Source organism: Rhizobium sp. CAU 1783 (genome assembly GCF_054551725.1).
In genome coordinates this window covers 395,204-413,425 of the sequence record NZ_JBTOLM010000003.1, presented here as the reverse complement: position 1 = coordinate 413,425, position 18,222 = coordinate 395,204, and the positions used below count along the sequence as shown (strand labels likewise).

Annotated in this window: 17 protein-coding genes; 7 read left to right on the top strand and 10 right to left on the bottom strand. The window is 63.7% G+C overall.

The features are described from left to right. Window positions 1-26: 26 nt before the first annotated feature. The 4 genes from recJ to ACX93L_RS15745 all read right to left on the bottom strand — a co-directional run bounded on the left by recJ (window position 27) and on the right by ACX93L_RS15745 (window position 5,195). The gene (recJ, locus tag ACX93L_RS15760) at window positions 27-1,829 is read right to left on the bottom strand and encodes a single-stranded-DNA-specific exonuclease RecJ (RefSeq protein ID WP_459405698.1); all 1,803 of its coding nucleotides are present in this window, start codon (window positions 1,827-1,829) and stop codon (window positions 27-29) included. Between the two features lie 128 nt (window positions 1,830-1,957). Further along, the gene (locus ACX93L_RS15755) at window positions 1,958-3,277 is read right to left on the bottom strand and encodes a homoserine dehydrogenase (protein ID WP_459405697.1); all 1,320 of its coding nucleotides are present in this window, start codon (window positions 3,275-3,277) and stop codon (window positions 1,958-1,960) included. Window positions 3,278-3,338: 61 nt separating this feature from the next. Further along, window positions 3,339-4,556, bottom strand: coding sequence for an LL-diaminopimelate aminotransferase (locus ACX93L_RS15750; protein ID WP_169588423.1), 1,218 nt, complete (start codon window positions 4,554-4,556; stop codon window positions 3,339-3,341). A 228-nt stretch (window positions 4,557-4,784) separates the two neighbouring features. After that, the gene (locus tag ACX93L_RS15745; RefSeq protein ID WP_459405696.1) at window positions 4,785-5,195 is read right to left on the bottom strand and encodes an SHOCT domain-containing protein; all 411 of its coding nucleotides are present in this window, start codon (window positions 5,193-5,195) and stop codon (window positions 4,785-4,787) included. Window positions 5,196-5,312: 117 nt separating this feature from the next. Between ACX93L_RS15745 and ACX93L_RS15740 the strand changes: the two genes are divergently transcribed. Next, entirely contained in the window at window positions 5,313-7,208 is a 1,896-nt protein-coding gene (locus ACX93L_RS15740) for a PHA/PHB synthase family protein (protein ID WP_459405695.1), read from the top strand. Between the two features lie 38 nt (window positions 7,209-7,246). Here ACX93L_RS15740 and ACX93L_RS15735 read toward each other — a convergent pair whose 3' ends face one another. After that, entirely contained in the window at window positions 7,247-8,050 is an 804-nt protein-coding gene (locus ACX93L_RS15735) for an SDR family oxidoreductase (protein ID WP_459405694.1), read from the bottom strand. Further along, the gene (locus ACX93L_RS15730) at window positions 8,047-8,376 is read right to left on the bottom strand and encodes a nuclear transport factor 2 family protein (protein WP_459405693.1); all 330 of its coding nucleotides are present in this window, start codon (window positions 8,374-8,376) and stop codon (window positions 8,047-8,049) included. Before ACX93L_RS15730 ends, ACX93L_RS15735 begins: the two co-directional genes overlap by 4 nt. 75 nt (window positions 8,377-8,451) lie before the next feature. Here ACX93L_RS15730 and ACX93L_RS15725 point away from each other — a divergent pair, with 75 nt between their 5' ends. The 5 genes from ACX93L_RS15725 to sthA all read left to right on the top strand — a co-directional run bounded on the left by ACX93L_RS15725 (window position 8,452) and on the right by sthA (window position 12,850). Further along, window positions 8,452-8,868: a winged helix-turn-helix transcriptional regulator gene (locus tag ACX93L_RS15725; protein WP_459405692.1), complete on the top strand. Its 417-nt coding sequence runs from the start codon at window positions 8,452-8,454 to the stop codon at window positions 8,866-8,868. Then, a complete protein-coding gene (sfsA, locus tag ACX93L_RS15720) occupies window positions 8,865-9,584 on the top strand; it encodes a DNA/RNA nuclease SfsA (protein WP_459405691.1) in 720 nt (239 codons plus the stop codon). The genes ACX93L_RS15725 and sfsA overlap by 4 nt, the downstream gene beginning before the upstream one ends. Window positions 9,585-9,624: 40 nt before the next feature. Continuing rightward, window positions 9,625-10,461, top strand: coding sequence for a type I methionyl aminopeptidase (map, locus tag ACX93L_RS15715; RefSeq protein ID WP_169588429.1), 837 nt, complete (start codon window positions 9,625-9,627; stop codon window positions 10,459-10,461). Window positions 10,462-10,464: 3 nt separating this feature from the next. Further along, complete coding sequence (gene radC, locus ACX93L_RS15710; RefSeq protein WP_459405690.1) at window positions 10,465-11,319, top strand: RadC family protein; 855 nt, start codon at window positions 10,465-10,467, stop codon at window positions 11,317-11,319. 127 nt (window positions 11,320-11,446) lie between these two features. Further along, on the top strand, window positions 11,447-12,850 hold the full coding sequence (gene sthA / locus ACX93L_RS15705; RefSeq protein WP_459405689.1) for a Si-specific NAD(P)(+) transhydrogenase: 1,404 nt from the start codon (window positions 11,447-11,449) through the stop codon (window positions 12,848-12,850). Window positions 12,851-12,854: 4 nt separating this feature from the next. Here the strand turns inward: sthA and ACX93L_RS15700 are convergent, their stop codons facing one another. Genes ACX93L_RS15700 through ACX93L_RS15690 form a run of 3 tightly spaced genes read right to left on the bottom strand, consistent with a single transcriptional unit; the run spans window position 12,855 to window position 15,932 of the window. Then, window positions 12,855-14,018, bottom strand: a complete 1,164-nt coding sequence (locus tag ACX93L_RS15700; protein WP_459405688.1) for a Gfo/Idh/MocA family protein — start codon at window positions 14,016-14,018, stop codon at window positions 12,855-12,857. Between the two features lie 16 nt (window positions 14,019-14,034). Then, window positions 14,035-14,958 carry a TIM barrel protein gene (locus ACX93L_RS15695; protein WP_459405687.1) on the bottom strand — a complete coding sequence of 308 codons (924 nt, stop codon included), beginning with the start codon at window positions 14,956-14,958 and terminating at the stop codon, window positions 14,035-14,037. Between the two features lie 59 nt (window positions 14,959-15,017). Then, window positions 15,018-15,932, bottom strand: coding sequence for a sugar phosphate isomerase/epimerase family protein (locus tag ACX93L_RS15690; RefSeq protein WP_459405686.1), 915 nt, complete (start codon window positions 15,930-15,932; stop codon window positions 15,018-15,020). Window positions 15,933-16,134: 202 nt separating this feature from the next. Between ACX93L_RS15690 and ACX93L_RS15685 the strand changes: the two genes are divergently transcribed. Next, a complete protein-coding gene (locus tag ACX93L_RS15685; RefSeq protein ID WP_459405685.1) occupies window positions 16,135-17,139 on the top strand; it encodes a LacI family DNA-binding transcriptional regulator in 1,005 nt (334 codons plus the stop codon). A 42-nt stretch (window positions 17,140-17,181) separates the two neighbouring features. Here the strand turns inward: ACX93L_RS15685 and ACX93L_RS15680 are convergent, their stop codons facing one another. Next, window positions 17,182-18,102, bottom strand: coding sequence for a LysR substrate-binding domain-containing protein (locus ACX93L_RS15680; RefSeq protein ID WP_459405684.1), 921 nt, complete (start codon window positions 18,100-18,102; stop codon window positions 17,182-17,184). Window positions 18,103-18,222 lie beyond the last annotated feature (120 nt).

Genomic DNA, 18,222 nt, shown 5'->3' with positions numbered 1-18,222 from the left:
TATTTCCCATCCAAAATTGCATCTGCTCAGAACGCCTTAGCGGCGTCGAGAACGCGCATCTGCACGCGACGTGTGCCCTGCCAGTGGTCGGCGCTCAGCGTCCCCGCCACATGGATCTGCGACCCACGTCCGTTCAACAGGAAATCACCGAGCGCGGTCTCGGCGGCACGGAATGCAATGCCTTCCAGCCTGCTGCCGTCAGCGGCCTCGAGCGTGATCTTCACATGGGTGGTGCCGACCGGGCGGGCATCGCGCAGGCGATGCGCCGGGATGGCGAAGATCGGCTGGGCGTGACCGGAGCCATAAGGGCCGGCCGATTCGAGCTGGTCGATCAGGGCAATAGTCGCCCCGGAGGCACCGAGCGCACCATCGATCTTCAGCACCTGATTGGCGGTGAGCGCGCTCACCTGGGTCGCGGACGCCTCGTCGAAGAAGCTGCGCAACCGTCCGAGGTTGGCGCGTTCGACGGTGAGGCCGGCTGCCATGGCGTGGCCGCCACCCTTGACCAACAGGCCGGCATCGACTGCCGCCCTGACGATCCGGCCGATGTCGAAGCCGTTGATCGAGCGGCCGGAGCCTGTGCCCTTGCCGTTCGGATCGAAGGCTATGGCAAAGGCCGGACGCTTGAACTTTTCCTTCAGCCGCGCGGCCAGCAGGCCGACGATGCCGGGATGCCAGTTGTCACGCGCAGTGACGATGACGGAGGCGCCCTCGCCCGACCCGTATTCGGCAAGCGCCTCGGCTTCCGCTTCGGCCAGCATCGCGGCCTCCATCGCCTGGCGCTCCCGGTTGAGCTCGTCGAGCTTCACGGCAATCTGGCCGGCCTCCTCGACATCGTCCAGCGTCAGAAGGCGGCTGCCGAGCGCCGCATCGCCTATCCGCCCCCCGGCATTGATACGCGGGCCGACCAGAAAACCGAAATGATAGGGCGTGACCGGCCCGCCGATCCCGGCCACCCGCAACAGGGCCGCGAGCCCGGCATTGTTCTGGTGGCGGGCGGCGATCAGGCCCTTCGTCACATAGGCCCGGTTCAACCCCTTGAGCGGCACCACGTCACAGACGGTGGCGAGTGCCACCAGGTCGAGCCAAGCGAGGAGATCGAGGGAGCGGGCCTGGGGATGGCCGGCATCACGCAGCTGGCGCAGCGTCGCCACGAGGACGAGGAAAACCACGCCCGCCGCGCACAGATGCCCCTGCCCCGAAAGATCGTCCTCGCGGTTCGGATTGACCAGCGCCAGACAGGGCGGCAACTCGTGGCCCATCTGGTGGTGGTCGATCACCACCACGTCGATGCCGCGTTCATGGGCCACGGCCAGCGCCTCATGGCTCGTCGAGCCGCAGTCGACGGTGACGATCAGCTGGGCGCCGCGATCGATTAGCTGGCCGATCGCCGCCGGGTTCGGGCCATAACCTTCGAAGATCCGGTCGGGAATATATATCTCCGCGTCGATGCCGAAATGATGCAGGAATCGCGACAGAAGCGCCGAGGAGGCCGCGCCGTCGACATCGTAGTCGCCGAAGATCGCCACGCGGGCGCGGGCGCGAATTGCAGCGGTGAGCCGGGCCGCGGCCGTCTCGCAATCGGTCAGCTTGGACGGGTCGGGCATCAGCGAGCGGATGGTGGGATCGAGGAATGAAGGTGCCTCGTCGACGCCAACGCCCCGACCGGCCAGCACCCTTGCCACAAGTTCCGGCAGGCCATGCAGCTGGGTGATCGCCAGTGCGCGGTTCTGGCCCGCCTGATCGAGACGGGACACCCAGCGTTGCCCGGTCACGGAGTGATCGACGCCGAGGAATGCGCGGGGAACGGGATCTACGGGTTCTTCCATGCCAAGCCTGTCCATTATGCCATGCGTTCCCTTCTACAGGTCCTTCGGCAAATGAACAGCCCCGCCACTGCGGCAGTCGGCGAGATGGGCAGGTGCCGGGGTCTACCGGACCCCGGCAAGCAATGCGATCAGGCCGCCTTCGGGCGCTCGATTCGGATGACCTGCGGCTCGCCGACCAGGTAACCTTCGTTCTTGATCGCGGCGACGGCCTTGCGCACCGCGTCTTCCATCGTCGCATGGGTGACGAGGATGATCGTCACGGGCGTGCCAGCCGGCGCGTGTTCCGAGCGCTGGACGATCGATTCGAGCGAGATGTTGTTTTCCGCCATGCGGGTGGCGATGCTGGCAAAGACCCCCGCACGGTCGACGACGCTAAGACGAATGAAGTAGCCGCCTTCGTGGCTCTGCATCTTCGCCTGGCGATAGGGCTCGAGCAGATGGGCCGGCCGGCCGAGGACCGGAACCTGCTGGGCGCCGGGGCGGCTCTTGGCGATATCGGTGATGTCGCCGAGCACGGCAGATGCGGTCGCATTGCCGCCGGCACCCGGACCGACCATCAGGAGTTCGCCGAGAATGTCGGATTCCAGCGCCACGGCATTCGTCACACCGTCGACCTGAGCGATCACCGAATCGAGCGGCACCATGGTCGGATGCACGCGCTGCTCGATGCCGGTTTCTGTCCGCTGGGCAACGCCGAGAAGCTTGATGCGGTAGCCGAGGTCACGGGCGGCATGAATGTCCTCGATCGAGATGTTGCTGATGCCTTCGAGATAGATGTCGTCGGCGGCAATCTCGGAGCCGAAGGCGAGAGTCGTCAGGATGGCGAGCTTATGCGCGGTGTCATTGCCCTCGATGTCGAAGGTCGGATCGGCTTCGGCATAGCCGAGGCGCTGGGCTTCCTTCAGGCAGGCCTCGAACGACAGGCCCTCCTTCTCCATCCGGGTCAGGATGTAGTTGCAGGTGCCGTTCATGATGCCGTAGACGCGGCTGAAGCTGTTGCCCGTCAGGCTTTCGCGCACGGCCTTGATGACCGGAATGCCGCCGGCGACGGCCGCTTCATAGTTGAGCAGCAGGCCCTTTTCCTCGGCGAGCTTCGCCAGCTCGACGCCGTGGCGGGCGAGCAGCGCCTTGTTGGCTGTCACCACGTGCAGGCCGCGCGAAAGCGCTGCGCGAACCGACGCGTCGGCCGTCCCTTCCGCGCCGCCGACCAGCTCGACGAAGACGTCGATGTCGGCCTTTTCGGCCATCTCGACCGGGTCGTCGAACCAGGCGATGGCCGAGAGATCGACGCCGCGATCCTTGTTGCGGCTGCGGGCCGAAACGGCCGTGATCTGGATGGCACGGCCGCAGGAGACGGCGAGCTCGTTGCTGCGCTGCTGGAGGATGCGGACCAGCGAGGCACCGACGGTGCCGAGACCCGCAATGCCAATCTTAAGGGCATCAGCCATAAAACAATCCTGACATTTCAAAACATGGGGAATGGCGGCCACGAACGGGCCGCCGGGAGTTTCACCGGTGCGCGTTCAGCGGAATGACGTTGTGCATCGTCTCGTCCGCCGTCGACAGGAACTTCTTGATGTTGCGGGCGGCCTGGCGAATGCGGTGTTCGTTCTCGACCAGTGCGAGGCGGACATATTCGTCGCCCATCTCGCCGAAGCCGATACCCGGAGCGACCGCCACATCGGCCTTCTCGACCAGCAGCTTGGAGAATTCCAGCGAGCCCAGTGCGCGGAACTTTTCCGGGATCTTCGCCCACGCGAACATGGTGGCGGCCGGCGGCGGCACTTCGAAGCCGGCCTTGCCGAAGGTGTCGACCATCACGTCGCGGCGGCGCTTGTAGACGCTGCGAACCTCGGCGATGTCGGAGCCGTCACCGTTGAGCGCGTGGGTCGCGGCGACCTGGATCGGCGTGAAGGCGCCGTAGTCGAGGTAGGATTTCACGCGTGCGAGCGCCGCGATCAGGCGTTCGTTGCCGACCGCAAAGCCCATGCGCCAGCCCGGCATCGAGAAGGTCTTGGACATCGAGGTGAACTCGACGGCGACGTCCATCGCGCCAGGCACTTCCAGCACCGACGGCGGCGGCGTGTCATCAAAGTAGATTTCCGAATAGGCAAGGTCGGAGAGCACGATCAGGTCATGCTTCTTCGCAAAGGCGATCACGTCCTTGTAGAAATCGAGGCTCGCCACCTTGGCCGTCGGGTTCGACGGATAGTTGATGATGAGCGCCAGCGGCTTCGGGATCGAGTGGCGAACGGCGCGCTCGAGCGGCGGGAAAAACGTCTCGTCCGGCTCGACCGGGATCGAACGGATGACACCGCCGGTCATCAGGAAGCCGAAGGCATGGATCGGATAGGTCGGGTTCGGGCAGAGAATCACGTCGCCGGGCGCCGTGATCGCCTGCGCCATGTTGGCGAAGCCCTCCTTGGAGCCGAGCGTGGCGACGACCTGGGTGTCGGGATTGAGCTTCACGTTGAAGCGGCGGGCATAATAGGCCGCCTGCGCGCGGCGCAGACCCGGAATGCCCTTCGACGACGAATAGCGGTGGGTGCGCGGATCCTGGACGACTTCGCAGAGCTTGTCGACGATGGCCTGCGGGGTCGGAAGGTCGGGGTTGCCCATGCCGAGGTCGATGATGTCGGCGCCACCGGCTCGCGCGCTCGCCTTCAAACGATTGACCTGTTCGAAAACGTAAGGCGGCAGACGCCGGACTTTGTGAAACTCTTCCATCTTCAACCCCTGGAACCGCGCGGTCCGCACCGCGTCAGGCGGGTTCGTTTGCCTGGTGAATGCCCGCCCCGCAACGAACCGCAAAACCGGGACCGGCCAAGTGTAGCTTATTCGGCATCGTCGCGGCAAATCATGGCGCAAACATGCCCGCGGGGCAAAGCGGCACCGAAGCGGGAACCGCCTGCCCTAAAGAGTTGCTTTGCGTAAAAAGCCGAACAAAGGCAAGCGCTATTTAGCGATTTGTGCCTGGGTTTCGGCACCGTGCTCGGCAGCCAGCTTGCGCAGCGCAAGCAGGCGTTTCTGGTACTCGGCCTCCGAGATCGTCCCAGCCTTGCGCGCGGCGCCGAGCGCCGTCAGTCTGGACTGGAGGTCTGTGGCCTCCTCGTTGGTCATCTGGACGTTCGCCGCCGTCAGCGGCCCCGAGAAGCTCGGATAGCCGTCCGGCGATGTCGCAGGCGTCACCGTCTGGGCCGGCGCATCCGGATCGGCGACGGTCACCTCGAGGTTCGGAGCCTGGCTTGCGGGCTTTGCGGCCTCGTCAGAGCGCGTTGTGCAGCCGGCAGCGGCGAGCAAAAGACCGAATGCGGCAAGGCCCACCGTGCGGCGCATTGATCCAGAAGCCCAAGTATAAGCGATCATTGTCGAATCCAGACGCCGGCCACGCGGCACGGCATGCAAAAGGCCTTTGTTTCGTCACACGGTCAATGTCAGACTGTGCTTTCGTATCTATGGAACTTGTAGTCGTTTTCAGGCAGGATGCGCAATTACAAAAGACGCCGAGAGAACGATCCTGGGGAGGACGGTTTGACGAGCAAGCAGGAAGAGGCAGGTCACGGCGGCGCACGAGCCTCGGCATTCGATCCGAAGCTGATTGAGCCCTATGTCGTCAAGGATCCCGAAACGCTCGCAGTGAACGTCGCAAAAGCTGTCGAAAACCTCGGCAAGGCCGCGTCCGTCTGGCTGGCGCCGCGCGAGCGCGGTGAAATCGTCGACCCCTTGTCCGAGCCGATGACCGAACTGGTCAAGACCATGTCCAAGGTCGCTGAATACTGGATGTCCGATCCGAAGCGGACGCTGGAGGCCCAGACCCACCTGATGGCCGGCATGTTCGGCATGTGGACGAAGACACTGTCGCGGTTTTCCGCCGACGGGACCGAGGAGCCGAAAATCGAGCCGCTGAAGGACAAGCGCTTCGCCGACGAGGACTGGCAGCGCAATCCCTTCTTCGACTTCCTGCGGCAGGCTTATGTCATTCTGTCGGAATGGGCGGAGAAGATGGTGACGCAGGCCGAGGGGCTCGACGAGCACACACGCCACAAGGCCGAGTTCTATGTCCGGCAGATCACGGCGGCGCTATCCCCCACGAACTTCGTCATCACCAATCCGCAGCTTTATCGCGAGACCGTCGCCAGCCATGGCGCCAATCTGGTCAAGGGCATGAAGATGCTCGCCGAGGACATTGCCGCCGGCGGCGGCGACCTCAGGATCCGCCAGACCGACACCAGCAAGTTCAAGGTCGGCGAGAACATGGCGGTAACGCCGGGCAAGGTGATCGCGCAAAGCGACGTCTGCGAGGTGATCCAGTACGAGGCGGCGACCGGAACCGTGCTCAAGCGGCCGCTTTTGATCTGCCCGCCATGGATCAACAAGTTCTACATCCTCGACCTCAACCCGCAGAAGAGCTTCATCAAGTGGTGCGTCGAGCAGGGACACACGGTTTTCGTGATCTCCTGGGTCAATCCGGACGAGCGCCATGCTGACAAGGATTGGGAATCCTATATCCGCGAGGGCATCGATTTTGCCCTCGACACCGTGGAAAAGGCGACAGGCGAGAAGCAGGTGAACGCGATCGGCTACTGCGTCGGCGGCACGCTGCTCGCCGCGGCACTGGCGCTGCATGCGAAGGAGAAGAACAAGCGGATCGCCAGCGCGACCTTCTTCACCACGCAGGTCGACTTCACCCATGCCGGGGACCTCAAGGTGTTCGTCGATGAAGGGCAGATCGGAAGCATCGAAGATCGCATGAAGTCCTCGGGCTATCTGGACGGGTCGAAGATGGCGGCAGCCTTCAACATGCTGCGCGCCTCGGAACTGATCTGGCCCTATTTCGTCAACAACTACCTGAAGGGCCAGGATCCAATGCCCTTCGACCTCCTCTACTGGAATTCCGATTCGACGCGGATGGCGGCGGCCAACCACTCGTTCTATTTGCGCAACTGCTACCTCAACAACAATCTGAGCCAGGGCAAGATGGAAATTGCCGGCAAGACGCTGTCGCTCAAGGACGTCAAGATCCCGATCTACAACCTCGCCACCCGCGAGGACCACATCGCGCCGGCCAAATCGGTCTTCATCGGCAGCGCCCTGTTCGGAGGCCCGGTCGAATACGTTCTGTCCGGATCGGGTCACATCGCCGGCGTCGTCAATCCACCCGACAAGCTCAAGTACCAGTACTGGACCAACGGCCCCGTCGCCGGTACCTACGAGGACTGGGCGGCGACCGCCAAGGAGACACCGGGCTCCTGGTGGCCGCACTGGCAGGCTTGGGTGGAAAAACTCGACAGCAAGCGGGTGCCGGCGCGCAAGCCGGGCGGCGGAGCGCTGAACGCCATTTCCGACGCACCGGGCGCCTATGTTCTCGCGCGGGTGTGAAGGCACTGCCCCTCAGGACCGACGGGCAGTGCGGTATTTCAGACGGTGGGGATCGTGCCTCCGTCGATGACATATTCGGCGCCGTGGATCGAGGCAGCCCTATCCGATGCCAGAAAGGCGACGAGTTCCGCGACCTCCTCCGGATAGGTCGGGCGGCCGATCGGAATGCCTCCGAGCGCGTCCATGATCCCCTGACGAGCCGTTGCCTCGTCCGTTCCGCCACTGGCTGCCAAGCGCTCGACCATACGCTCGGCCGCATCAGTCATGATCCATCCGGGTGAAACCGTATTGACCCGCAGGCCGGCCGGACCAAGCTCTTTCGACAGTGACTTGCTGTAACTGGCAAGCGCTGCCTTGGCCGCCGCGTAGGCGATCGTGGATTCATGCAACGGCAACCGACGCTGGATCGAAGCGACGTGAAGAATGACGCCGTGCCCGCGTTCGATCATCCCGGGCACAAGAAGCCTGTCGAGACGCACGGCGGACAACAGGTTGAGCGCAAGCTCCTGTTGCCAGAAGCCCTCCGTCGCGGCGCGGAAACCGCCGCCCGGCGTCGCGGACCCGCCAAGGCAGTGAACGAGGACATCCACGCCGCCGAGACGGGAGAGCACGGCATCCGCAAGCGTGCCGATGCCCTCCTCCGTCGTCAGGTCTGCCGCCACGAAGAGGCGGCCCTCCTCAAGCTCGTGCGGCGCGGACCGGGCCACCGCCAGGGTCTTTGCACCGGCAGCGGCAAATCGGGCCGCGACCGCCGCACCCGCCCCCTTGGTGCCGCCCGTCACCACGACGCGGCGGCCGGCAAATTCCGTCGAATCGACCCGGAAGCGCTGGTGCACCGTCATGCGCCGATCTCCAGCCGGGCAATGCTGCCGCCGGTGAGCGTAAAGCGATACCGCAAGGTGATCGGGCTTCCCGGAAAGGTACCGGAGACCTCGGCATGCACGACGACCGTGTCGCCCTCGACGGCAAAGTCGCGGACGACGGACCTGTCGTTGTATCTGGCCCGCGTCTCCTCCATCCAGCTGCGGATGGCGTGCCGGCCTTCGTGGGCACGGTTTTCGTCGCTCACCACCGCGTCCTCGGCAAAGCCGGACAACGCGGCGGTGAAGTCACCGGCATTCTTTGCGGCGAAATAGGTTTCGACCGCTTCTGGATATTTTCCAGTCATGATTTCTCTCTCTTCCTGATTGGGTTGAGAGCCCGCGCGCTTGCTCGGAAAACAAGATGGCGATACGCTGCGCAAATGACAAGAACAGACAAAAACGTAAGGTACTCACCTAAAAGTAAGGATCGGTACCCGACCCCCAGTGCCGGAGCCGCGGGGGTAGAAAATGTCCTACGCATGCTGGAGGGACGCTGGAAGCTGGTGATCCTCTTCCACCTGTTCGGCGGCAAAGTGCTGCGCTTCTCCGAACTGGAGCGCCAGACTCCGGGGATCTCGCAAAAGATGCTGATCCAGCAGCTGCGCCAGTTGGAATTGGACGGCATCGTTCGCCGCATCGTCTATCCTCAGGTACCGCCGCGTGTGGAATACTGCCTCACGGACTGGGGGCAGACCTTATGTCCGGCTCTCGATGCGTTGCTCACCTGGGCGGAAAACAAGCCGGACGCGCCGGACAATCCTCCCCCGCAGACCGAACCGACCAGCCCTTTCAGATGATTTTCGACACTCCCCTTGTGCCTGCCCGGCTCGTTCGTCGCTACAAACGCTTCCTGTTCGACGCAGTGCTCGAAGACGGCCGCGAGATCACGGGCTTTTGCCCCAATACCGGCTCGATGCTGGGGCTGACGGAGCCGGGCTCGCGGATATGGCTGTCCGAACATGACAGCCCTAGCCGCAAGCATATCCATGCCTTCGAGCTCATCGAAACGGCGGGCACTGTGGTCGGGGTCCATGCCGCACTCGCCAACAGGCTGGCGGAAGAAGCCATTCGGGCCGGTCTCGTAGCGGATCTCGCCGACTACCCGACGATCGCCCGTGAGCAACGTTATGGCACCCGGTCTCGGATCGACTTCCTGTTGAGCGGCCCCGACCGACCGGCGGCTTATGTCGAGGTGAAGAACGTCCACTTCACCCGGAAGACCGGACTAGCGGAGTTCCCGGACACGGCCACCGCCCGCGGCGCCCGGCATCTTACCGAACTCGTCGAGGTGGTTCGCGCGGGCCAGAGGGCGGTCATGCTCTATCTGGTTCAGCGGGAGGATTGCGAGGCCTTGCGCATCTGCGGCGATCTCGACCCCGTCTATGCGCGAGGCTTTATCGCGGCAATTTCAGCCGGCGTCGAGGCCTATGCGGTCAAATGCAGGGTCACGCCCGCGGAAATTGTGCCGCTCGGGCCGATCGCAATGGACGAACCCGGCCTCGCTGCTTTATGAACGGGGAAACACAGCAGTTCAATCGACCGAAAGCGGACGAATGGTAACCTATATCGACGCGGCTTCCGCCCCGCTCAAGAATACCGGTGCAATCAGGCTCTATGGGCCCGAGGACTTCGCAGGCATGCGCAAGGCCTGCCAACTGACGGCACGCTGTCTCGATGAACTGGTGCCGATGGTGAAGCCCGGCGTCACCACCGATGCCATCGACCGCTTCGTCTTCGAGTTCGGCATGGACAATGGCGCGCTGCCAGCCACGCTGAACTATCGCGGCTATACCAAGTCGGTCTGCACCTCGATCAACCACGTTGTCTGCCACGGAATCCCGAATGACAAGCCGCTGCGTGACGGCGATATCGTCAACATCGACGTGACCTATGTCCTCGACGGCTGGCACGGCGATTCGAGCCGTATGTATCCGGTCGGCGAAATCAAGCGCGCGGCCGAACGGTTGCTCGAAGTCACCTATGAATGCCTGCTGCGCGGGATTGCCGCCGTGAAGCCCGGCGCCCGCACCGGCGCGATCGGCGAAGCGATCCAGACCTATGCCGAAGCCGAGCGTTGCTCCGTGGTGCGCGATTTCTGCGGTCACGGCGTCGGCAAGCTGTTTCATGACAGCCCGAACATCCTGCATTACGGCCGCGCCAGCGAGGGGCCGGAACTGAAGGAAGGCATGATCTTCACCATCGAGCCGATGATCAATCTCGGCAAGCCGCATGTGAAGGTCCTCGCCGACGGCTGGACCGCGGTAACCCGCGACCGTTCGCTGACCGCGCAGTACGAACACGCCGTCGGCGTGACGGCGACGGGCTGCGAGATCTTCACCCTCTCGCCCGGCGGGTTCGACCGGCCCGGCCTGCCACCGCTCAAAGGCTGACCCATGGCAAAGCCTCCTTCTCCCGGCCCTCACGACAACGAAGACGCTCCCGCCTTCGACCTGTCGGGGCCGGGAGAAGGAGAAGTAGCCACGTTCGACGACGAGCGCGGCTTCTTCGCCGAGCAGGCGAACAAAACCGCTGCACTGAAGAAACGGGCGGCGATCGGCGATACGGCCGAAACGCCCGAGACCCACTACCACGGCCATCGCGACCGCCTGCGCAGCCGCTTTCGGGACAGCGGCGACAGCGCGCTCGCCGACTACGAGATCCTCGAACTCCTCCTCTTCCGCCTGATCCCACGCCGCGACACGAAGCCGATTGCCAAGGCGCTGATCGCCCGTTTCGGCACGCTGGCAGGCGTGATCGGCGCCAACCCGGCGCTGCTTCAGGAAGTGAAGGGCGTCGGAGAAAACGTCGCGCTCGACCTGAAGCTGGTCGCCAGCGTCGCCCAGCGCATGCTGAAGAGCGAAATCCGCGGCAAGCAGGTGCTGTCGTCCTGGTCCTCGGTGATCGACTATTGCCACACCGCCATGGCCTACGAATCGACTGAACAATTCCGCATCCTGTTCCTCGACAAGCGCAATGCCCTGATCGCCGACGAGGTTCAGGGCCGCGGCACGGTGGACCACACGCCGGTCTATCCGCGAGAGGTGGTGAAGCGGGCGCTGGAACTGTCGGCCACCGCCATCATCCTGGTCCACAATCACCCCTCCGGCGACCCGACACCGTCGCGGGCCGACATCGACATGACCAAGATGATCGTCGACACGGCGAAGCCCCTCGGCATCACCGTGCATGACCACATCATCATCGGTCGGGACGGTCATGCGAGTCTCAGAGGCCTCAGGCTGATCTGACGTGTCGCTTCTGCCCATGTCGCAATGCGGAATCGATAACGAAACGGTTAGGATGGACTGCTAATCTAGCCCCCGGGACATCTTGCAGCGTGTGCGGTTCTCGCGCGCGTCATTCGGGGACATCGGCATGAACCAATATGATTTCGTCGTCGTCGGCAGCGGACCGGCAGGCCGTCGTGCTGCCATCCAGGCCGCCAAGCTCGGCAAGAAGGTGCTGGTGATCGAAAAGGGCACGCGCGTCGGCGGCGTGTCGGTGCATACCGGAACCATCCCCTCCAAGACGCTTCGCGAAACGGCGCTCAACCTGACCGGATGGCGCGAGCGCGGCTTTTACGGCCGAAGCTATCGCGTCAAGCAGGAGATCAATGCCGACGACCTGCGCCGCCGGCTGCTGATCACGCTGGACCACGAGGTGGACGTCCTGGAGCACCAGTTCGCCCGCAATCGCGTGTCCCAACTGCGGGGTGCCGCGCGGTTCATCGATCCGCATACGCTGGAGGTCGAGAAGGACGACGGCGAGCTGATCCGGGTCCATGCCAACGCGGTCCTGCTGGCTGTGGGCACCAAGCCCTACCGCCCTGCTCATATTCCCTTCGATGGCGAAGCTATCCTGGACAGCGACGAGATCCTCGAAATCAAGGAGGTTCCGCGCTCGATGGTGGTCATCGGCGCCGGCGTCATCGGCATCGAATATGCAACGATCTTCTCCGCGCTTGACACTGCGGTCACCGTCGTCGAGCCGCGCGACACCATGCTCGACTTCCTCGACAAGGAGATCGTCGAGGATTTCGCCTACCAGCTGCGCGACCGCAACATGAAGCTGGTCTTCGGCCAGACTGTCGAAAAGGTCGAAAAGGAGCCGACGGGCAAGTGTCGCGTGACGCTGCAGAACGGCCGTTCCATAGTGGCGGAGATGGTGCTGTTCGCCGCCGGACGGGTCGGCGCCACCGATAGCCTCAATCTCGAGGCCTGCGGGCTGGAGGCCGACAATCGCGGCCGCCTCAAGGTCAATCCGGACACCTTCCAGACCGCTGTTTCGAATATCTACGCCGCCGGCGACGTGGTCGGCTTCCCTTCCCTTGCCTCGACCTCGATGGAACAAGGCCGCATCGCCGCCCGTCACGCGGTCGGTGCACCCGCTCACGAGCCGCCGCAATACTTCCCCTACGGCATCTATGCCGTTCCCGAGATCTCGACCTGCGGTCTCACCGAGGAAGAAGTCCAACAGCGCGGCATTCCCTATGAATGCGGCGTCGCCCATTTCCGCGAGACTTCGCGCGGCCATATCATGGGGCTCGACAGCGGTCTCCTGAAGATGATCTTCTCGCTGAAGACCCGGCGCCTGCTCGGCGTCCACATCGTCGGCGAAGGGGCGACCGAGCTTGTCCACATCGGACAGGCCGTGCTGAACCTCAAGGGCACCGTCGAATATTTCGTCGAGAATACCTTCAACTACCCGACGCTCGCCGAGGCCTACAAGATCGCAGGCCTCGACGCGTGGAACCGCATGGGTGAACTGAAGAAGGAATAACCGCCTAGTGGTAGTCCACCCATACGGCACCGGCATCAGCTGACCGGACGCAGTTTTCGACCCAGCGAACGCCTTCGAGACCGGCATCGATACCCGGAAACGTCAACTTATCCATACCCTCGGGCGCAAGACCGCGCCTGCCGTTTATGGCGTATGCAAAACGCCGGTAGAGGTTCGCCCAGGCCTCGAACAGGCCTTCCGGGTGGCCGCCACCGATTCTGTCGTCGATCCTAGCCTCGGGATAGAGATAATCCATGCCGCGCTCGAGAATGCGCACCGGCTCACCCTGGATCTCATAGGAAAGCTGGTTCGGCCGCTCGTCCCACCATTCGATGCTGGCCTTCTCGCCGACGATGCGCAGCTTCTGGCCGTGCATCGAGCCGGCATTGACGGCGCTCGACCAGACTGTCCCGACTGCACCGTTGTCGTATTCCATCAGGGTGACGGCATTGTCTTCGAGCGGGGCGCGGCTCCTGACGAAGCTCTGGCGCGTGCACAAGAGCCGCTTGATCTTGAGGTGCGGAAGGATCACCTTGGAGAGATAAAGCGGGTGCGTGCCAATGTCGCCCAGCACATAGCTCGGCCCGGCGAACTTCGGATCGACCCGCCATTTCGTCGAGGGGTTCTGTTCCTCCACCGGAGCGGAATGAAAGCCGTGGGCAAATTGAAGGTTGACGATTCGGATCTCGCCGAGATCGCCGTTTCGCACCATGACCCGAGCCTGCTCGATCATCTGGTGGCCGGCATAGCCATAGGTCACGCCGACGATCCGGCCGCGCTCCTCGGAGAGGCGCTTGAGCTCCTCCGCCTCGGCCACCGTGAAGCAGAGCGGCTTTTCGCAGACGACGTGCAGATCGTGCTCCAGGGCTGCCTTGCAGATGGCGAAATGGGTGTTGTTCGGCGTGGCGATCGAGACCGCCTGAATGCCGTCAGGGCGTTTTGCCTCCGCCGCGAACATGGAAAGATAATCCGGATAACCGCGTTCCGCGTCGAGCCCCAGATCGACGGCGAAGGCCCGGCCCCGCTCAGGATCGATGTCGAAAGCGCCTGCCACCAGACGGAACACATCGTCGCGCAGGGCGGCCGAGCGGTGGATGGAGCCGATCTGGCTGCCTCGGCCGCCGCCGACCATGCCCCAGCGGATCGCGCTGCTTTTCGTGTTTGTCATTGTATTTCCTCCCCTGTCAGAAACCCACGGAACGCAGGTAGTCGCGGCTTGCCTTGACGTCCGCGAGGCTGCCGGCGACGCTTCTCGGATCACGCTCCTGCTCCACCGTGATGAAGCCGTGATAGCCGATCGCCGCGAGCGTCCGACGGATTGCGGGATAGTCGATGACGCCGCGGCCAATAGGACACATGACACCTTCGGCGCAGGCCTCGAAGAAGCGGATCTCCTTCGCCATCACCCGGTCGAAGACCGCCTTGTCGATATCCTTGAAATGCACGTAGTCTAGCCTGTCGGCATAACGTTCCAACACCTCGATCGGGTCCATACCCGCATACCAGCAGTGTCCGGTGTCGATGCAGAGACCGGCGACCTCATTCGGCACGTCTCGGGCGATCTTGTGGATCTCGTCGACGAATTCGATATAGCCGCCAGCATGGGGATGGATGACGGCGCGCACGCCGAACTCGTCACCGGCGCAGGTGGCGATCGCCATGATGTTGTCGACCATGCCGGCCCAGGCTTCGTCCGACAGGCGCGGCGCGCAATCGGAATGACCGGCAGCAAAGTCGCGCTCGTCATGGCCCCAGTCCATGACCGTGAGATAGGGCGTGGCAAAGCGCTGCCCCGGCACCCGCTCGGGCTGAGGCAGCTGCGTCGTCACCGCGCAGATCTCGCGCGTCTGTCTCACCAGGTTGTCGCGATTGGCCGGCGAGACCAGATCGTCGAAGATGGTGCCGGCTACGATGAAGAGACCGCGGTCGGACAGCGCCTTCGCGACCAGGGCGCTGTCCAGCGGCACATAGCCATAAGGTCCAAGTTCGAGCCCGCCATAACCGGCGGCTGCGGCCTCGTCGAAGACGCGTTCCCAGGCGGGAAGGTTCGGATTGCGGACGTCGTCCACGCCCCAGCAGCAGGGGGCGGTCGTGATCGTGATGCTCACGGTTCGGGTTCCTGTTCCAATGATGACGAGCGTTGATGTCGGCTGCGGCGTGCGGGCGCTCACGCGCCCTTTGCGCCCCAGTATTTGTCGACATATTTCTGGATCTCGGCGCGCATGAAGCGACCCGACTGGTCGGCCTTGTCCTCCCAGCCGAAGACGCAGGCCGTCACGATGCCGTCGAAGCCGACCGCGGCGAGCGACGAGAAGAACACATCCCAGTCGATCTCGCCCTGGTACATGTTCATGTGCTGGTGGATCGTCACCTTGGCGCCCGGCGGATTGATGATATAGCGCAGGCCGGAGGACGCCCTGTGGTTATAGGTATCGGCCACGTGCACATGGGCGATCAGCGGGCCGGCATCGCGGATCATCTTCGCCATGTCGTCGCCGAAGTAAAAGGTATGCGGCGCGCAATAGAGGAACCTGACGTTGTTCGAGCCGATGGTCTTCAGCATGTCGATCGCCGGATGCAGCGTCTCGCACCAATCTTCCGGATGCGGCTCCATGTTGAGGGTGACACCCTCCTTTTCGAAGACCGGGACCAGTTCCTCCATCGAGCGCCACCAGGCCGCCTCGCTGTGTTCATGGTTGTGCATGCCGCCACAGCAGCTGGAACGGTGGCCACGATCCGGCGACGGGCCGCGGCCGAATTCGGAATTCATCGTGTCGCAGCCCATTTCGGCAGAGATCCGGATCGCCTCCTTCCAGTAGCGCACGGCAGCCTGTCGCTCGTCCTCATGCGGGCTTGCCCAGCGATACATCGGCAGGATCGAGGCGAGCTGCACGCCATGGTCCTTCAAGACCTTCTTGAATTCGGCGATGCGCTCCTTGTGGGCGCGCGGCCTCACCCACCAGGGAAGGAAATCGTCGCGCGGCGAGAGCTCGATGTATTCGTAACCGAGGTCGGCGGCCTTCCGGCAAAGGTCATTGAGGCCGAGATGGCGGTGCATGTGGGGGTCGAGTGCGATCTTCATCCGTGTTCCTCCGTCATCCGCCCTGCCCGTTGCGGCAGCGGATCCATTCCTTGGCTCGGTCGATTGTCGGGCTTCGGTTCTCCTCCCGAATTGCTGTCAGGCTAATCCGCCCTTGCCATCATCGGCCAATCCTACGTTGATCAAATTTGATCATTGACCGGACAGACCGGCAGTGCTCCTCTCGCAGAGGCAGGAGGATGGGATGGCAAGGATCACGTTGAAGGACGTCTCGGAGGCGGCAGCGGTCGGCACAGCGACGGTGGAGCGGGTGCTCAACGGACGTGGCGGCGTCCGCCCCGCGACGGCGGAAAAGGTGCTGCTCGCGGCCAAGCGCCTCGGCTATCGTCATGCCCTGCCCGACGCGCATCGCGGGATCGTGCGGATCGAGGTGATCCTGGTCCGGCCGGAGACCAGTTTCTATTCACGCCTCAATCAGGCTTTCGAGCGGATCGCAGCGTTGCTCGACAAGAGCATCACGGTACACCGGACGTTTGCCCGCGAAAACGACCCCGCTGAATTCGCCCATCACATCGCCCATCCGAAGGCGCATCGCTCGGCGCTGATCGTCGTGGCGCCCGACCATCCCGACGTGGTGCAGAGCATCCGGGCGGCCGCCGATCTCGGCATTCCGGTGGTGCAGATCATGACGCGGCCGGCGCCGGAACTGCCCTATGTCGGCATCGATAACTATGCGGCCGGCCGAACCGCCGGGCTGTTCATGGCGCGGATGCTGCCCGGAATGGCAGGGTCCTTCGTCGCCCTGTGCCACAGCGGCGCCTACGAGAATCATCGGGAACGGGTGCGCGGTTTCTCCGACTATCTCGCAGCGCACAAGGACCATCGGCAGAACTTCACCGAGGTGATGTTCGACTTCGACGACGAGATGAAGACGATGGAACTGCTGAGCCGGGCACTCGAGCGGGATCCGGAGATCATCGGCGTCTATACCGCCGGCGGCGACAACCGTGCCGTCGCTTCGGTCCTGCGCCAGGCCGGACGCAGACCGGTCTTCTGGGTGGGACACGAATTGACCGAACAGACCCGCAGCGCCCTTGCCGACGGGACCATGTCGATCGTCATCGACCAGGCGCCGGAGGTCCAAGCGCGCCGTTCAATCGATCTGACGCTGAGGCAACTCGGCCTGATCGAGGTGGAGATTGCAGCCGAACCGGTCCGCTTCCTGACCGTGACCGCGGAGAACCTGTAACACGCCGGCCCTGCACGTTGGCGCGGCACAACGCTTTCGCGCTCAGTCAGTCGGCGACGTCGTCGGCACCCCGGAGGCCCGCGTCTGGCCGATGATCCAGTCGATCAGCACATGGCGCGCCGACTTTGCCTCGCGGCGCTCGGGAATGACCAAATAGAAGGCTTCCTTCGGGCGGAGCGGCGCCCCGCAGATCGCGACGAGCCGTCCTTCCCGAACGAGATCGCCGGTGTTGGATTCCCAGCCCAGCATCACCCCCTGGCCCGACAGCGCGGCCTGGGTGGCCTGAACATAGTTGGTGAAGTAGCGCCCCAGCACGCGATTTTCCGGCAACCCGTTCAGATCGAGATAGTCCTTCCACGTCAGCCAGCTCCTGTCGTCGCTGCGGACATGGAGCAGCGTCGCGGACTGCAATCCACCCTCGCCCTCGAGCTGCGCGGCGAGCTTCGGGCTGCAGACCGGAACGACCTTTTCGTCGAACAGCTTCACCACCTCCCCGTCTGTCCACTCGCCTCGTCCGTAGCGGATCAGCAGATCGACACCCGAGAGGATCTCGGGCCCGCCGATCGTCGTCATCACGTTCACCGCGATGTCGGGATGGGCATTGTAGAAATCGGCAAGCCGCGGCATCAGCCAGTAGGTCGCGGTGCCGACGGTGCAGGCGATCGTCACAGAGCTCTCGATCCCGTTCTGCAGCGCGCGGATCTGCGCGACGGCCTCGGCGATCCGCCCCAGTCCCTCGGAGACACCGGCCTGCAGGATCCGGCCGGCCTCGGTCAGCGTCGCCGGCCGGCTGGTTCGATCAAGCAGCTTCAGGCCGACAAAATCCTCGAGCGAGCGTAGGGCCTGACTGACCGCCGGCTGGGTCACATTGAGGTGGTTAGCCGCCTTCTGCACACTGCCGGTGCGCAGTACCGCCTCGAAGACAGTCAGCAGGCGCAGGGGCGGCAGGATACGTTCGGCCATTTCATAACTCTCAGCTTATACTAACCAAAGGCTTTTCGATCTTTGAAATAACAAACGTCAGCTCTATCGTTCAAAAATCGGCCTCGCAGCCAGCATATGCCGAAACAGAACATAAGATCA

What these genes read in the sequence shown, in the direction of transcription:
- recJ (WP_459405698.1), bottom strand. Translation starts at nt 1,829, where the DNA reads ATGGAAGAACCCGTAGATCCCGTTCCCCGCGCATTCCTCGGCGTCGAT.
- ACX93L_RS15755 (WP_459405697.1), bottom strand. Translation starts at nt 3,277, where the DNA reads ATGGCTGATGCCCTTAAGATTGGCATTGCGGGTCTCGGCACCGTCGGT.
- ACX93L_RS15750 (WP_169588423.1), bottom strand. Translation starts at nt 4,556, where the DNA reads ATGGAAGAGTTTCACAAAGTCCGGCGTCTGCCGCCTTACGTTTTCGAA.
- ACX93L_RS15745 (WP_459405696.1), bottom strand. Translation starts at nt 5,195, where the DNA reads ATGATCGCTTATACTTGGGCTTCTGGATCAATGCGCCGCACGGTGGGC.
- ACX93L_RS15740 (WP_459405695.1), top strand. Translation starts at nt 5,313, where the DNA reads ATGCGCAATTACAAAAGACGCCGAGAGAACGATCCTGGGGAGGACGGT.
- ACX93L_RS15735 (WP_459405694.1), bottom strand. Translation starts at nt 8,050, where the DNA reads ATGACGGTGCACCAGCGCTTCCGGGTCGATTCGACGGAATTTGCCGGC.
- ACX93L_RS15730 (WP_459405693.1), bottom strand. Translation starts at nt 8,376, where the DNA reads ATGACTGGAAAATATCCAGAAGCGGTCGAAACCTATTTCGCCGCAAAG.
- ACX93L_RS15725 (WP_459405692.1), top strand. Translation starts at nt 8,452, where the DNA reads ATGACAAGAACAGACAAAAACGTAAGGTACTCACCTAAAAGTAAGGAT.
- sfsA (WP_459405691.1), top strand. Translation starts at nt 8,865, where the DNA reads ATGATTTTCGACACTCCCCTTGTGCCTGCCCGGCTCGTTCGTCGCTAC.
- map (WP_169588429.1), top strand. Translation starts at nt 9,625, where the DNA reads ATGGTAACCTATATCGACGCGGCTTCCGCCCCGCTCAAGAATACCGGT.
- radC (WP_459405690.1), top strand. Translation starts at nt 10,465, where the DNA reads ATGGCAAAGCCTCCTTCTCCCGGCCCTCACGACAACGAAGACGCTCCC.
- sthA (WP_459405689.1), top strand. Translation starts at nt 11,447, where the DNA reads ATGAACCAATATGATTTCGTCGTCGTCGGCAGCGGACCGGCAGGCCGT.
- ACX93L_RS15700 (WP_459405688.1), bottom strand. Translation starts at nt 14,018, where the DNA reads ATGACAAACACGAAAAGCAGCGCGATCCGCTGGGGCATGGTCGGCGGC.
- ACX93L_RS15690 (WP_459405686.1), bottom strand. Translation starts at nt 15,932, where the DNA reads ATGAAGATCGCACTCGACCCCCACATGCACCGCCATCTCGGCCTCAAT.
- ACX93L_RS15685 (WP_459405685.1), top strand. Translation starts at nt 16,135, where the DNA reads ATGGCAAGGATCACGTTGAAGGACGTCTCGGAGGCGGCAGCGGTCGGC.
- ACX93L_RS15680 (WP_459405684.1), bottom strand. Translation starts at nt 18,102, where the DNA reads ATGGCCGAACGTATCCTGCCGCCCCTGCGCCTGCTGACTGTCTTCGAG.